General features: G+C 40.3%; 10 protein-coding genes. 9 read left to right on the top strand and 1 reads right to left on the bottom strand.

Annotation, left to right across the window (positions count from 1 at the left end):
• The first annotated feature begins 39 nt into the window (after positions 1 to 39).
• The 9 genes from pbpC (at position 40) to CVS81_RS05500 (ending at position 15,656) form a co-directional block, all read left to right on the top strand.
• A complete protein-coding gene (gene pbpC / locus CVS81_RS05460; RefSeq protein ID WP_107965345.1) occupies positions 40 to 2,208 on the top strand; it encodes a penicillin-binding protein 1C in 2,169 nt (722 codons plus the stop codon).
• A 1-nt stretch (position 2,209) separates the two neighbouring features.
• Positions 2,210 to 7,333: an alpha-2-macroglobulin family protein gene (locus CVS81_RS05465; protein WP_107965346.1), complete on the top strand. Its 5,124-nt coding sequence runs from the start codon at positions 2,210 to 2,212 to the stop codon at positions 7,331 to 7,333.
• 119 nt (positions 7,334 to 7,452) lie between these two features.
• Positions 7,453 to 10,209: a valine--tRNA ligase gene (locus CVS81_RS05470; RefSeq protein ID WP_107965347.1), complete on the top strand. Its 2,757-nt coding sequence runs from the start codon at positions 7,453 to 7,455 to the stop codon at positions 10,207 to 10,209.
• A gap of 150 nt (positions 10,210 to 10,359) precedes the next feature.
• Entirely contained in the window at positions 10,360 to 11,346 is a 987-nt protein-coding gene (locus CVS81_RS05475) for a diaminopimelate dehydrogenase (protein ID WP_107965348.1), read from the top strand.
• A gap of 32 nt (positions 11,347 to 11,378) precedes the next feature.
• Positions 11,379 to 12,335 carry a methionine ABC transporter ATP-binding protein gene (locus CVS81_RS05480; protein WP_107965349.1) on the top strand — a complete coding sequence of 319 codons (957 nt, stop codon included), beginning with the start codon at positions 11,379 to 11,381 and terminating at the stop codon, positions 12,333 to 12,335.
• The gene (locus tag CVS81_RS05485) at positions 12,335 to 13,009 is read left to right on the top strand and encodes a methionine ABC transporter permease (protein WP_107965350.1); all 675 of its coding nucleotides are present in this window, start codon (positions 12,335 to 12,337) and stop codon (positions 13,007 to 13,009) included. The genes CVS81_RS05480 and CVS81_RS05485 overlap by 1 nt, the downstream gene beginning before the upstream one ends.
• A gap of 258 nt (positions 13,010 to 13,267) precedes the next feature.
• Positions 13,268 to 14,050 (top strand): MetQ/NlpA family ABC transporter substrate-binding protein, encoded by a 783-nt coding sequence (locus CVS81_RS05490; protein WP_021084583.1) that lies wholly within the window; start codon positions 13,268 to 13,270, stop codon positions 14,048 to 14,050.
• A gap of 77 nt (positions 14,051 to 14,127) precedes the next feature.
• Entirely contained in the window at positions 14,128 to 14,907 is a 780-nt protein-coding gene (locus CVS81_RS05495) for a MetQ/NlpA family ABC transporter substrate-binding protein (protein WP_107965351.1), read from the top strand.
• Between the two features lie 158 nt (positions 14,908 to 15,065).
• The gene (locus CVS81_RS05500; protein ID WP_107965352.1) at positions 15,066 to 15,656 is read left to right on the top strand and encodes a DedA family protein; all 591 of its coding nucleotides are present in this window, start codon (positions 15,066 to 15,068) and stop codon (positions 15,654 to 15,656) included.
• Positions 15,657 to 15,725: 69 nt separating this feature from the next.
• Here CVS81_RS05500 and murI read toward each other — a convergent pair whose 3' ends face one another.
• Positions 15,726 to 16,514: a glutamate racemase gene (murI, locus tag CVS81_RS05505; RefSeq protein ID WP_107965353.1), complete on the bottom strand. Its 789-nt coding sequence runs from the start codon at positions 16,512 to 16,514 to the stop codon at positions 15,726 to 15,728.
• Positions 16,515 to 16,531 lie beyond the last annotated feature (17 nt).

Below are 16,531 nucleotides of genomic sequence, written 5' to 3' on the forward strand. Positions count from 1 at the left end.
ATTATAGCTACTTAAACTTTAACAGCTATAATCACGCCGATGAAAAAGTTTAAATTTTTAAAATTCCCTGCCCTATTTTTGGCTTTAGTGGTCGCTACTTTTTTGATACTTGATCAAATTTATCCACTAAATTTAGATGCGCTTAAAAAAGACGAAGCCAAAATTTTGCTTGATAAAAATGGCGAGATCATAAATATGAAGCTTAGTAGCGACGGAATTTGGAGATTTCACGAGCAAAGCTTTCCAAACTCGCTAAAACAATGCGTCGTTCTCTTTGAAGATAGGTACTTTTACTACCATTTTGGCGTAAATTTTGCCTCCATTTTTAGGGCATTTTTCCACAACCTAAGAAGCGACAACCGCATAGGCGCTAGCACTATCACTATGCAAGTGGCAAGAATGCTTGAGCCAAGTGATAGGAGCTATAAAAATAAGATAAGAGAAATTTTTAGAGCATTTCAGCTAGAGCTTCACTTTAGCAAGGATGAAATTTTAAATTTATACCTAAATTTAGCCCCGTATGGTGGCAATATCGAGGGTGCAAAGGCAGCAAGCTTCTTTTACTTTGGCAAGGAGCTAAACGAGCTTAGCTACGCTCAGGCCGCACTTTTAAGCACGATCCCTAAAAATCCAAATAAGAATAGGCTTGACCGCGTTTCAAACATAAATGCCCTAAAAAACAGGGTCATAAAGATGCTTTATAAGGCAAATTTAATCGATCTTAGCGCCTTTAAAAGAGCGCAGGCTGAGCCATTTAAAAATGTAAGGATAAGAGCCGTCGTAAATGCTAGCGACTACGCAAATGTCGCTTTTAAAAACCAAATTTCAAAGGCGAGCTTGGATCTAAATTTACAAAAAGATATGCTTAAAATTTTAAAAGATGCGATGTTTTCGCTAAAGGCTAAAAACGCAAATAACGCAGCAGCCGTGGTCATTGACAATAAAAAAATGAGCGTTGTTGCATTTATCGGCTCACACGATGAGCGCGCACGTGATGGCAAAAACTCAGCCCTAAATATGAAGCGAAACACCGGCAGCACGCTAAAGCCTTTTATCTACTCGCTAGCCCTTGATAGTGGTCTCATCACGCCAAGCTCGCAGTTAATTGACACGCAAATTTATCTAAATGAATATGTACCAAAAAACTTTAGTAACGACTTTTTGGGGCTTGTAAGCGCAAAGGACGCTCTAAATTTTAGCCTCAATATCCCAGTTATAAATTTAGACTTAAAGCTAAAAGATAACTCGCTTTATGAGCTACTTGAAAAGGTAAATTTAGTTGATGAAAACAAGGAATTTTACGGCTCTTCGATAGTTTTAGGCAGTGCTGAGATGAGCCTGATTGATCTTGCACATCTTTATACGATATACGCAAATGGCGGGGTTTATAGACCACTTGAGTTTGCGGGCAAAAACTACAAAAATGAGGACAAAAACATAACCCTCATCTCGTCTCAAAGCGCATATCTAACCGCCAAAATGATGAGCGAGGCCTCAAGGTCATATCTAAAAAATGCTTGGCAATATGCGCAAAACACGCCAAAAATCGCCTTTAAAACAGGCACAAGTGCAAACTCACGCGATCTTTACGCTATTGGAGTTGATGAGGACTATACAATAGCCGTCTGGGTGGGCAACTTTAACGCCGAAAAAACTGACAAACTAACTGGGCTAAATGACGTCTCAAAGATCGTTTTTGATATGTTTAAGCTCATCGCTCAAAAAAGAAATTTAAGCTTTATGAGCGAGCCAGAGGGCATTGAAAAAGTGCCAACCTGCCTTGATGCTTTTAGTTATGAAACATGCAAAAAAACGGCGCTTGATGATAGGATAGTTGGGGTTAAACTGCAAGATAAGTGCGAGAGTTTAAGAGGCGAGGAGCTTGAGTTTTTGATAAAAAATGGCTTTTTAGACAAGAACGAGGTCAAAAATAGCCCTTGTGCTGAAGTTTTTAAAGACAAAAAGCCAGTTTTTGCCTACCCATATAACGGCGAAGAGATCGTGACAGATGAAAATGTAACACAAATTATGCTAAAATGCTACGCGTTTTTAGGTGATGAAATTTACTTAAAAGTGGATGATTTGAACTTTTCTAAGATAGAAAATGCAAGCGAAAAAAGGCTAGATCTAACTCTTGGCGAGCACACTTTAAAATGTCTTGATCAAAACTCAAATCAAAGTGAAATAACAATAAAACTAAGGAGATAAAATGCAGCAAAAAGCGCTAGTTCTAGCACTTTTAGGAGCAGTAAATTTATATGCTTTAAGTCTAAATGGCAATGTCGAGGTAAAGTCGCCTTTAAGCGTGGAATTTGGACTAGAAGATGATGTTAGCAAAAATCTCATAGACACTCTAAGCGAGAAAAAACTCATCTCATGTGAGCCAGCGCTAAGTGGCACGGTGAAATTTAACGCTCAAAGCCTTACGCTTTTTACAAAAGATATGCATGCTGGCACCGAGTATAACTGCAAATTAGAAAATGGCAGTAGCGCTAGCTTTGAGACGAAAGAATTTGCGCTTGAGAAGATAGAAAAGCTCTCTGATAGCAAATTTATCCTTAAATTTAATGACGAAGTTAGTGATGAGCTTGTGAAAAAAGTAGCCGTAAAAGGCGCTAGCTTTAATGCCTTGCAGCTCTCTCAAAACAGTTTTGAGCTTGATCTTGATAAAAATATAAGCGAGCCTACTTTTGATCTTGGAGAAAATTTTGAGAGTAAATTTGGCGCTAAGCTTGCAGGCGATAGCATGGTGAAATTTAGTGAGCAAGCAAGCGACGAGAGCGTAAATTTAAACGCTGAAGCTAAAAGCTTTGAGATAGCTAAAATTTATCCGACAAGCCTTGATAACGGCATCTTGGCATTTAGAATTTATCTAAAAGAGTGGCTAAGCGATGATAATAATCTAAAGAAATTTATAAAGATAAAAGGCGTAAAAAGCTTTAGCATAAGCGACGTGGCATATAAAAATGACGATGAGGCTGGCGCGCCAAATTCTGAGCTTGAGGGGTATGATTATTACATCGATATCACAAGCGATGAGTTTAAGCCACAAAATAGCTACGAGATCACGATAAAACCGGGCTTTGGAGATGACAGAAATGTCGTAAGAGAGGCCAAAACCTGCGAGGTGGTCGCTAGCAACTTCACTCCATTTGCAAATTTTACAAACGAAGAGCCTTACATCTCAAGTGTGGGCGAGATCGGCATTAGAAGTGCAAATTTGCCTGAGCTAAATGTGAGCGTTGAAAAGTTAAGCGATCAAAATTTTAGATACTTTTTAAATTTCAACGACAATAGCGAAGATCTAAGCAATTTTAGCTCAAAAGTAGCAAGCAAAAGCTACAAGCTAGAGGGTGCGTTAAACGAAATTTCACTAAACAAGATCAAGCTTGACTTTGCAGGAGCAGGAGATGGCGTTTATAAGATAAGCTTAAACTACGGCAAAGACAAGAGCGTCTCAAAGGTCGTCTATCTAAGCGACATCGCCATAAATGCAAAGCTTGGCAAGGATGAAATTTTCGTCTTTGCAAACCGCCTTGGCGAAAACACAATGTTACCAAACGCAAATGTAAAAATTTATGGCAAAAGAAATGAAGAGATCGCAGTTGGCGCGACAAATGACGTCGGCGTCTTTAAATTTAACAAAAAAGATATCTACAAAGAGATCTCATCGATCGTCGTCTCACTTGGCAAGGAGCAAAATTTCCTCATCATAAAAGATGGCGAAGCGCTAAATGAGGCAAAGCTCATCAGCCAAAATCCAAGCGAGAGCATCGACGCTTACACGCATTTTGCCTCAAATATCATAAGACCAAACGAGAGCTTAAAAGGAGCTATCTATCTAAGAGATAGGGACTTTAACCCGCTTAAAAATATGCCAGTTAAGATCAAATTTATCGATCCACAAGGCAAAAGCAGCGCCCAGATCACGCAAAATACAAATGATGTTGGCATGATAAATTTTGAAAAAGAAATTTTAAGCGATCTAAGCGGTAGATTTAACATGCAGATAATCTACGCTAGCAAGGTAATAGCAAGCGTGCCATTTTACGTCGAGAGCTTCGTGCCAAACAAGATAAAAAATGACATAACCATAGACGCGGATAAATTCTTTTCAAATGAGCTAGTAAAGGTAAATTTAACAAGTAGCTATCTCTTTGGCGGAGCAGCTAGCGACCTAGCTGGCAGTATGCAGGTTAGCTTCTTTGATGATGAGTATAAAAATAGCGAATTCAAAGAGTATAAATTTAAGAATGACACCCTAAAAGCAGCTGCTTATCCAAGCATAGAAAATGATCTAACTCTTTCAAAAGATGGCAAATCAAGCCAGATGATAGATCTTAGCTTTAACACCAAAAACGCACCTTCAATAATAAAAGGTGTCATAAATTTCAACGTAAATGACGATGGCAAAAACGTAAGTGACGCAAAAAGCTTTACACTCTATCCTTATAAAGATATGGTTGGCATCGCTGCTAGCACGGCATTTGCTGATCCAAACGAAGATGTAAAGATAAGAACAGTCGTTGTTGATATGCCAAGCCAAAAGGCAGTGAAGTCAAATTTGAAATTTGATGTAAAACGTGTCACATGGCAGTATCAAAGGGACGCAAACGGCTATATAAAATGGATCCAAACGCTTGAAGATGTGGATAGTTTTTATAAAAATAGTGGCGAGTTTAGCTATAAATTTACGCAAAGTGGCTCATACGTCATCACTGCTACAAATTTAGTAAGTGGCGCAAGCACGAGCCTAGACATCGACGTAAGCGGCTACAACTACTCAACTCTAGCGCCTACAAAAGAGCTTAGCAAGTCTCAGATCAAGCTAAACAAAAGCGTCTATAAAAAAGGCGACGAGCTAAGCGCGGACATAAGCTCAGCCATAAAAGAAGGCATCGCGCTTGTCACGCTTGAAGACGCAGGGGTTAAAGCCTACAAGGTCGTCAAGATCAAAAACAACTCAGCAAACGTTAAATTTAAACTTGACTTTGACTTTAATGGCCTTTACGTGAGCGCAAATATCTACCGCATGACTGACGCTGGGCTAACTCCGTTTAGAACATACGGCAAGGTCTATGCAAATGGCGATAAATCTTCAAGAAAGATAGAGCTTAGCTTAGAAGCGCCAAAAAGCGCAAAGAGCGATGAAAATATCAAAATTTCACTAAAAACAAAGCCAAAAGCTTATCTGAATTTATTTATCACAGATGTTGGCGTGCTTGATATCACATCGCAAAAACCAGCCGATCCGCTTAAGTTTTTTGACAAAATTTTACCTGATGGCGTCTTTGACTACGACATCTATAATATGCTCACAAACTACAAGGTCGAGGGCAAAACGTTAAGTTTTGGCGGTGATGCTGCGGCGATGGCTGTGGCTGCAAAAATGGCAAAACACGCAAGCCCAGTTGATAGCAAAAATGTAAAAACTTATGCAAATTTAGTGAGCCTTCAAGCAGACGACAAAGGCGAAATTTCATACGAGTTTAAAACGCCAAATGGCTTTAACGGTGCCATTAGAGTAGATGCTGTGGCAAATGACGCAACTGCAATGAACGCCGTAAATAGCGAGATAAAAGTAAAAGATGATGTGATCATTAAGCCAAGTGCTTTGATCTATCTTTTAAAAGGCGATGAATTAAGCGCAAATTTAAGGCTTATAAATACGACAAATGCCGACAAAAACCTTACTATAAATGTAGCATCGAGCAAAAATTTAAACATCAAAACGCAAGAAAATGCTAACCTAAAGCCATTTGAAAACAAGGCATTTGTGCTTAAAATTTCAGCCCTTGAAACAGGTGCTGGCGAATACAATGTCACAATAAGCGACAAAAATAGCTCAAAAACGCTTCAAAATTTACTAGACGTCGTTAGCCCTTATACGATCAGCACCTACGCAAAAAGCAGCGTCTTTGACAAAGAGAGCAAGATCTCACTACCAAAAGGCTATCACGATGTAAGCGTTGATGCGTCAAGCTCGGTCTCAAGTGTGCTGTTAGCAGCTTCAAAGAATTTAGTAGAGTATCCTTACGGATGCGCGGAGCAAAGGAGCTCAAGACTGCTTGCGCTTTTAAATTTAAAACCAAAAGATGAGCTTGAAAAAAGCGATCAAAAGAGATTTATCGTTAGCGGCATAGATGAGCTAGTTAAGATGCAAAAGCCAGACGGCAGCTTTGGCTACTGGAGCGATCTAGGCGAGACAAACGCATTTGCAAGCATCTTTGCAACAGACGTGCTTCTTGACCTTGAAGAGGCTGGATATGAGGTAAGTAAAGGCATCAAACAAAATGCTCTAAATTCGCTCTTAAAATACGCAAATAACGACCTTGAGGCACTTTACGCTCTTTATGTAAGCTCACGTGCAAATATGGCCGATAGATCAATCTTAAATAAAATTTATGACGACAAAGCCTACAATAAAACAGCACTAAGTAAATACCTAATGGCAGCAGCTTTAAAGCTAAACGGCCTAAATGACGAGGCAAAAGTCGCGCTAAAAGATATCAAAAATGCCAAAACAAGCGAAGAAAATCCATCTGATTTTAGCTCAAAAATAAGAGATAACGCATTTATCTTATATCTGCACGCAAAATACTTTGAGAAAAACGACTACTCAGACGATCTTGCAAATTTCTTGATAGTAAATTTAAATGAGCTAAGCTCAACGCAAGAGCGTGCATTTACGCTTAGAGCGCTAAACGCATACTTTGGCAAAGATAGCGGCGAGAAAAATAATAAATTTAAGCTTAGCTACAACGGCGAAAGTAAAGAATTTGACGGTCTTTTAAGCACCTCTTTTACTACAAAAAATGGCGAATTTAGCATCACTCCACTAGGCTCAAATAAGCTTTATGCAACTATCTTAAGCTACGCTTACTTGCCACTTGAGATCAAACATAAAATCGAGCCAAAAGAGCTTGACATCTACCGCGTTTTTGTCGATGAAAAAGGCAAAGAGCTAGGTCTTGACAGCCTAAAAGTAAATGACGTCATCTACTCAAAAGTAGTGATAAACTCAAAAACAATGGTTAAAAATGGCGTTATAAACGAGATCGTAAGTAGCTGCTTTGAGCCGATAAATGAAAATTTAAGCAACTTTAGCAAGAGCTTAAAAAACAGCTTGCAAGTTGAGTATAAAAGCGTAAAAGATGACCGCGTGCTAAGCTTTTACACGCTAAGTAGCGACGAAAAAGATGCCGTGCTTTACACGCCTTATCGCGTAAGACTTGGTGGCAAATGCTCTCTTGGCGCAGTCACAACTGAAAATATGTATAACGAAAGACAAAACGATTACGACCTAGCTCAGCGAAGCTTTAACGTCAAATAGCTATTTAAACTTCGGGGCGTTTAACCGCCCCAAGCCCATATTTCCCCACTTTTGCAAAGATTTTTTTAAACAAATTTTAGATAACATTAAGCATTTTTTAAACGAAAGAGGATACAAAAGTGGCAGAATTTTACAATGCAAAAGAGATAGAAGATAAATTTTATAAAATTTGGGAAGAACGCGGATATTTCGAGATAGACGCAAACAAAGATATCCAAAAAGATGGACGTAAATTTTGCATTATGATGCCACCTCCAAACGTGACTGGCTCGCTTCACATCGGACACGCCCTAACCTTCACACTTCAAGATATCATGACTCGCTACAAGAGAATGGACGGCTACAAGACACTTTGGCAGCCAGGCCTTGACCACGCTGGTATCGCTACTCAAAACGTCGTTGAAAAGCAGCTTTTGGCTCAAGGGATCAAGAAAGAAGAGCTTGGACGTGAGAAATTTGTAGAAAAAGTGTGGGAGTGGAAAGAAAAAAGCGGCGGCATGATCGTCCATCAGATGCGAAAGCTTGGCATCACTCCGGCTTGGTCACGCCAGAGATTTACTATGGATGAGGGCTTAAGAAGAGCTGTGAAAAAAGCCTTTGTAAATTTATACGACAAAGGGCTAATAGTCCAGAAAAACTACATGATAAACTGGTGTACGCATGATGGCGCACTCTCTGACATCGAGGTCGAGCACAAGGAGAACAAAGGTAAGCTTTATCATTTGAGATATTACTTTGCAGATGGACAAAATTTAGAAAACTATCAAGCAGAAGTATCGCATGATGAATTTGCTGGTTGCGATGCGAGTTCGAATGAAGCGCACTCTTCGTGCGTTGCAGTGAAGAACGAGCAGCAGTCTCCAGCAAAGGCGCATGCGAGACAAGGCGCTTATATAGTGGTTGCGACTACTCGTCCTGAAACATATTTCGGTGATACGGCGGTAATGGTAAATCCAAACGACGAGCGCTATAAAAATTTAATCGGCAAAAAAGTGGTGCTACCTATCATAAATAGAGAGATCGAGATCATCGCAGACGAGCACGTTGATATGGAGTTTGGAACAGGCCTTGTTAAGGTCACACCTGCGCACGATCAAAACGACTACGAAGTTGGTAAAAAACACAACCTTGAGTTTATCACCGTCTTTGACGAAAAGGGCATCTTAAACGATAAGTGCGATAAATTTGCAGGTCTTGAGAGGCTTGAGGCTAGAGATATCGTAGTAGCCGAGCTTGAAAAACTTGGCAATGTTGAAAAGATAGAAGACTACGAAAATCAAGTAGGCTACTGCTACCGCTGCAAAAACGTCGTCGAGCCATACATCTCAAAGCAGTGGTTTGTCAAAAAAGAGATCGCGGACGAAGCGATACAAAAAGTCTCTGAAGGCCTTGCTAAATTTTACCCGCCACACTGGATAAACAGCTTTAACGCGTGGATGAGAGAGCTAAGAGATTGGTGTATCTCACGCCAGCTTTGGTGGGGACATCAAATTCCAGTATTTTACTGCGATGATTGCGGTCATATGTGGGCTGACGAGGACGAGCCATGCGAGTGCAAAAAGTGTAAAAGTAAAAATTTCCACCAAGACCCAGACGTGCTAGATACGTGGTTTAGCTCTGGTCTTTGGCCATTTAGCACGCTTGGCTGGGGCAATGAAAATGAGCTAAAAAATGAAAAATGGTTTGAAGGCGACTTGGCTGAGTTTTATCCAAACAACCTTCTCATAACTGGCTTTGATATATTATTTTTCTGGGTTGCTAGGATGATGTTTCAGGGTGAAAACGCCCTTGGTAAGCTGCCATTTGACGACATTTATCTGCATGCGCTTGTAAAAGATGAGTTTGGCAGAAAGATGAGTAAAAGCCTTGGCAATGTCATCGACCCACTTGATAGCATAAATGAGTATAGCGCCGATATATTGCGCTTTACACTAACGCTTCTAGCCGTTCAAGGACGCGATATCAAGCTAAGTGACGCTAAGATGAAGCAGGTAAGAAATTTCACCAACAAGCTTTATAACGCGAGCAAATATCTCATGCTAAATGAGAGCAAATTTGCAAATTTAGAGGATATCAAGCTTCAAACAAAGCTTGGAATTTATATGAATAGCCGCTTTAACGAGTGCGTGAGAGAGGTGCGCGAAAACATCGACGCCTACCGCTTCAATGACGCTGCAAACACGCTTTATAAATTCCTTTGGGATGAGTTTTGCGACTGGGGCATTGAGCTAAGCAAGGCTGACAAAGCGAGCGTAAAAGAGCTTGGAAGTATATTTAAAGAGGCGATGAAACTACTAAATCCTTTCATGCCGTTTCTTTCAGAGTATCTATTTCAAGAGCTTAGCGGCACACAGCTTGAAAATGCAAAATCAATAATGGTGATGAGCTATCCAGAGATAAAAGAGCGAAATTTAGAGGTTGAGAAGAAATTTGAGCTAGTTATCGAAGCGATCGTGGCTATTCGCCGTGCAAAAGCGACCATAGATCTTGGCAACTCAAAGATCACAAAAGCCTTTGTTAAATTTAACGAAAAAATAGATCTTGACGAGGTTAAAGAGTATATCAAACTGCTTGCAAAATGCGAAGAGATCGGCTTTGTAGATGAGAAAATCGAAAATTCAATAAGAGATGTAAGCGAAAATTTAGAGGCATTTGTCCCGCTTGAGGGGCTTGATATGAGCGGCATCATCACAAGGCTAAGGTCTCAAAAGACAAAGCTTGAAAAAGAGATAGCCAAACTCTCAGGCATGCTAAAAAACCAAAATTTCGTTGCAAACGCACCAAAAGAGGTCATAGAGACAAACAAAGAGGCGCTAGAGAGCGCCGAGGCTAAATTTAAAAAAGTATGCGAAGAGCTAGAAGCTCTTGGCGAGTAGGTTTTGCGGCAAAAGTTGAAGGGTAGCGTTTTATCTTTGGCAGCTTGTAGTTGCCACGCTACCCTTGGCGCTAATATATTGTCTTATTAAAGTGAAATTTATCGCCCTGCACTATCTTGCATGTAAATTTAAAATTTAAAGGATAAAAAAATGAGTGAAAAAATAAAAATAGCAGTTTTAGGATATGGAAATTTAGGTCGCGGCGTCGAGCTTGCGGTGCGAAATAGCAAGGATTTAGAGCTAACAGCAGTCTTTAGCCGCAGAGATCCAAGCGAGGTAAAAACGTGTGGCGCGCCAGTATTTAGCGTGGATGAAATTTTATCACACAAGGGCAAATTTGACGTTTTAGTACTTTGCGGTGGCAGCGCAACTGACCTTCCAACGCAGACGCCAGAGTTTGCAAAAGAGTTTAATGTCGTCGATAGTTTTGACACGCACGCTAAAATCCCAGAGCACTTTGCCGCAGTGGATGCTGCTGCTAAAAAAGGTGGCAATGTAGGCGTCATCGCTGTTGGCTGGGACCCGGGGCTATTTTCATTAAATAGACTATTTGGCGAGAGCGTGCTTGAAAATGGCAGCAGCTACACATTTTGGGGCAAAGGCGTGAGCCAAGGCCACTCAGACGCTATCCGCAGGATAAAAGGCGTCGTGGACGCTCGTCAATACACAGTGCCCATAGATAGCGCACTAGAGCGAGTACGCGATGGGGAAAATCCAAATTTAACCACAAGAGAAAAACACTTGCGTGATTGCTACGTCGTGGCAGAGGACGGCGCTGATAAGGCACGCATCGAGCATGAGATAAAAACGATGCCAAACTACTTTGCCGACTACGACACAAGCGTGCATTTTATAGATATTGAGACGCTTAAAAAAGAGCACGGCGGTATCCCACATGGGGGATTTGTACTGCGAAGTGGAGTGAGCGGAGAGCATGGCGAAAATAAACACTTGATCGAGTTTTCGCTAAAACTTGACTCAAATCCAGAATTTACCGCAAGTGTACTCGTAGCTTATGCCCGTGCAGCATATCGCTTGGCACAAAGAGGCGAGAGTGGCGCATTTAGTGTATTTGACATAGCTCCAGCACTTCTTTCGCCAAAGAGTGCAGATGAGCTAAGGCGCGAAATTTTATAAGATGACGCACTTTTAAAAATAAGGAAAATTTAGTGATAAAAATAGAGAAATTAAGCAAATTTTACGGTGATACCCAGATCCTTTTTGATATAAATTTGGAGGTTAAAAAGGGTGAAATTTTTGCTATCGTGGGGCACAGCGGTGCTGGTAAATCAACGCTTTTAAGGTGCATAAACGGACTTGAAAGCTATCAAGGTGGCAGCTTAAAAGTCTTTGATCAAGAGATAAAAAATTTAGATGAGACGCAGCAGAGACATTTAAGGCGAGATGTTGGGATGATATTTCAGCATTTTGCCTTGATGGCTAGAAAAAACGTCTTTGAAAACGTCGCCACTCCGCTTAAATTTTGGGGTTACAAAAGCGATGAAACTGAAAAAAGAGTGAAAGAGCTTTTAAATTTAGTCGGTCTTGAAAACAAGGCAAAAAGCTATCCAAGTGAGCTAAGTGGCGGTCAAAAACAGCGTGTGGCGATCGCCAGAGCGCTTGCTTTAAATCCTAAAATTTTACTAAGCGACGAGGCGACTTCGGCTCTTGATCCAAACACGACAAACCAAATTTTAGAGCTGCTTGAAAAGATAAACAAAGAGCTAGAGATCAGCGTCGTCATCGTCACGCACGAGATGGAGGTTGTAAAATCGATCGCAAAACGAGCGATTTTGTTAGAAGGCGGCAAGATCATAGGCTCTGGAAGCATCGAAGAGCTATTTTTAAAACCAGATGAGAAGATGAAAGAGTTTTTGGGTGAAGTTGAAATTTTGCCAAGCACTGGCACAAATATCAGGCTATTTTTCCCAAAAGAAGTGGCTCAAAACAGCGTGATCACGCATATGGCAAGAAGCCTAAATATCGACTTTAACATAGTCTGGGGCAAGCTTGAAAAGCTAAACGACAACGTCCTTGGCTCGCTTGTCATAAACATAGATGAAAAAGATAAAGAAAACGTGCTTAACTATATCAAGCAAAGTGGCGTTTTGTGGGAGGTTGCTTGATGTTTGGTATTGATTTTTCTAAATTTCCAGATGTTTTTTCTAGGATACTTTTGCCAGCTATCGGCGAGACGCTATATATGAGCATAGTCTCTACCATGCTCGCCTTTGCCATAGGCCTCATACCTGCGGTTTTGCTAATACTTTCAGACAAAGACGGGCTAAAGCCAAACAAGCAGCTTTATTTTGTGCTAGATATCGTTATAAACGTGCTTAGAAGCTTTCCGTTTATCATTTTGATCATCGTGCTCTTTCCGGTCACAAAAATGATCGTAGGCACAAGCATCGGCACCACAGCTGCGATCGTTCCGCTAACTATTGGAGCGGCTCCGTTTGTGGCAAGGCTCATTGAAAATGCCCTAAAAGAGGTTGATAAAGGCATCATCGAAGCTGCTCAAAGCTTTGGTAGCTCGAAATTTCAGATCATCTTTCGCGTGATGTTTGTAGAGGCTCTTCCTGGCATCATCTCGGCATTTACGCTAACGCTTATCGTAAATATCGGCTTTTCAGCGATGGCTGGTGCAGTTGGCGGTGGCGGACTAGGATCTGTCGCTATAAACTACGGATATCAGAGATTTCGCCCAGATATCATGCTCTACACCGTGGTTATTCTTATCATTATGGTTCAAATTTTTCAAGTTTTAGGCAACTATCTCTATAAAATTTCAAAAAAATAAGGCCACATTTTTTATCTGATTTTAAGCTTTTTTCCTTAAAATTGCAAAATTAATTTTAGCTGAAAGGACAAAAGATGAAATCAGATATGTGCCAGATGTGCCGCCTACTAAAAAATGCGTCGTCGAAAGACTAATCTCTAAGCACAGAATTTCTTTTTAAGTGCTTAGAAATAGCTTAAGCGCTTAAAAAGAAATTTAACCTTCTAGCTTAAATTTATCCTTTTTTGGTGCTTGGCAAATTTTAAAAAAGGATAACAAATGAAAAAACTACTTCTTACCTCTTTAGTTGCCCTAGGCCTTAGCGTTAGCGCAAATGCTGCTGACAAGTCAAAAACAATAATCGTCGGTGCTACGCCTATCCCACATGCTGAAATTTTAGAGGTTGTAAAGCCTATTTTGGCAAAAGATGGCTACACACTTGAGATCAAAGAATTTAACGACTACACCACGCCAAACCTTGCGACAGAGGACGGCGACCTTGACGCAAACTTCTTTCAGCACATCCCATATCTTGAAGAATTTAACAAAAACAAAGGCACTCACCTTGTAAAAACAGTTGGCGTGCACCTCGAGCCAATGGGAGTTTATTCTAAAAAGATCAAAGATATCAAAGAGCTAAAAGATGGCGCAGTTGTCTCTATCCCAAATGACCCAACAAACGAGAGCCGCGCACTTGACATCATAGCAAGTACCGGACTTATCAAGCTAAACAACAACCCACTAAAAACTCCGCTTGATATAGTTGATAACCCTAAGAAGCTTAAATTTGAAGAGATCGAGACTGCTCAAGTGCCAAGAACGCTTGATGACGTTACTATCGCAGTTATCAACACAAACTACGCGCTAAATGCAAATCTCAATCCAACAAAAGACGCGCTTGTGATCGAGAGCAAAGATAGCCCATACGTAAACTACGTAGTTGTTAAAGCTGGCAACGAGAACAGCCCTAAAACTAAAGCGCTTGATAAAGCGATCAACTCACCAGAAGTTAAGAAATTTATCGAGACAAAATATAACGGCGCTATCATCCCAGCGTTTTAATCAAATTTTCAAAAAAGCGACGTAAAAGCTTTTACCTTTTTAGCGTCGCTTTACCAAAACAAAAAAAAGGAAAAACAATGAAATTTATCAAACTTTTAACCGCATCTTTAGTTGCTCTAAGCCTTCACGCAGCCGACAAGGATCATACTATCATTGTTGGTGTCTCACCAGTGCCACACGCTGAAATTTTAGAATTTGTAAAACCAAAGCTAAAAGATAAAGGCTATGATCTTGTTATCTCTGAAATTTCAGACTATTCGATACCAAATGTCGCCACAGAAGATGGCAGCTTAGACGCAAATTTCTTTCAGCATTTGCCATATCTTGAGGAGCAAAACAAGGCTAGAGGCTTGCATCTTGTAAGCGTTGCAAATGTCCATGTCGAGCCACTTGGCTTTTACTCTAAAAAGATAAAAAGCATAAAAGATCTAAAAGATGGCTCAAAAGTTGCGATCGCTTACGATCCGTCAAACGGCAACAGAGCGCTTAGAATTTTAGAAAAAGCCGGTCTTATAGAGATCGATAAAAACGTAAAAGTTGCAACTGTAAATGACATAACTAAAAATCCTAAGAATTTACAATTTGTCGAGCTAGAAGGCGCTCAGATCCCAAGAACGCTTGATGATGTCGATATCGCTGCTATTAGCACAAATTTCATCCTTGATCTTGGCATGAGCGTGGCAAAAGACGCACTTTTGCTTGAAGACGCCAACAGCCCTTATGCAAACATCATCGTCACAAGAGCTGGCAACGAGAACAATCCTAAGATCAAAGCATTAGTCGATGCGGTACTTAGCCCTGATACTAAAAATTTCATCATCACTCGCTACAAAGGCGAGGTCATACCTGCATTTTAAAAACGGGGCGAGCTTTCGCCCTACTTTTGCCTTTAAATTTAAACCTTATAGCTTTTCGTTTTAACTATCTTTTTTAAAATTTATCGCTTTTGTTAGTTACTATTAGTAAATAAAGCTTTGCTACAATGCCTCGTTTTAAGATAAATCTCGGAGTAAAAATGCTACATGACATTATTGATTTTATAGTCTCAAGCGTGAGCAGCTGGGGCTATGCTGGCATATTTGTGATGATGTTTTTGGAGAGCTCATTTTTTCCATTTCCAAGCGAAGTGGCGATGATACCAGCTGGATATCTAGCTCACAAAGGCGAGATGAGCTTAGCGCTTGCTTTTATCTCAGGCACGCTTGGCAGCTTGCTTGGAGCCATTTTCAACTACTATCTTTGCTACTTTTTTGGACGCGAGATCGTCTTAAAATACGGCAAATTTGTGGGCATCACTCACGAAAAGATGGATAAATTTGAAGCATTTTTCAATAAACATGGCGAAATTTCAACCTTTAATTCACGCCTCATCCCTGGAATTCGTCAATACATCAGCCTGCCAGCCGGGCTTGCTAAGATGAACATTTTTAGATTTTGCCTATTTACCACACTTGGTGCTGGGATTTGGTGCGCGGTTTTGCTTGGAGTTGGCTACTTTCTAGGCTCAAATCCTGACAAACAGACACTTCTAACGATCACGATCGCTCTTTTAGCAGTGGTTGCGATAATAAGTGTTATCTATATAGTAAAGCAAAGAAAGAAATAATACACATAAAAATACATAAAATTTAATGTATTTTACTAAATTTGGCTCAAATTTTTAGCTAAATTTAACCTAACAGATAGCTCTCATTTTTTCTAATCTAGCTAAATTTCTTGAAATTTTCTCTAGCTCGTTTTGCTCGCAAACCTCGTCACCTGAGTAGAAAAATTTCACATTTGGAGTTAAATTTACACTTGAAACCGCAAGTCCAAGCTCGCTTATAAGGCGCTTTATAGTCCCTTCGTTGCCGTCTATTATGCTTACATTTGAGGGCAAAATTTCTCTTAAGCTATCTTTAAAATAGTTAAAATGCGTGCAGCCAAGCACCAAAAAGTCAAATTTACTTAGATCAAATTTACCTAGCTCATCTTTTAGATACGACTTAACGTTTTCGCTCTCAAACTCAGCCTTTTCAGCGAAATTTACAAGGCGAGGCAGAGCAAGCAGTTCGGTTTTATCTTTTGCGTTTAAATTTGTAATTAGCTCTTTTAGTTTTGCGCCATTTACGGTGACTGGAGTGGCGATGACAAGCGTTTTTAGGGCATCATCATGGCTTAGATCGTGAGCCTTTTTTACAGCTGGCTCCATGCCGATGATCGGCACGCTTAAATTTGCTCTAAGCTCTTTTATCGCCACGCTTGTTGCAGTGTTGCACGCTACCACGACGGCTTCTGCGCCATTTTTAACAAGAAATTTCACCGCATCAAAGCTAAATTTTAAGATCTCATCCCTGCTCTTTTGTCCGTATGGGACATTTTTTACGTCTGCGTAATATAAAAATTCATGCTCACTAAGCTTGTTTAAAGCTTCATTTAAGACGCTAAGCCCGCCAAGCCCCGAGTCAAATATACCTATCTTCATGCCCATCCTTAAAGCCT

Origin of the sequence: Campylobacter concisus (assembly GCF_003049065.1) — a bacterium.
GTDB classification, from domain to species: Bacteria; Campylobacterota; Campylobacteria; order Campylobacterales; family Campylobacteraceae; genus Campylobacter_A; species Campylobacter_A concisus_BE.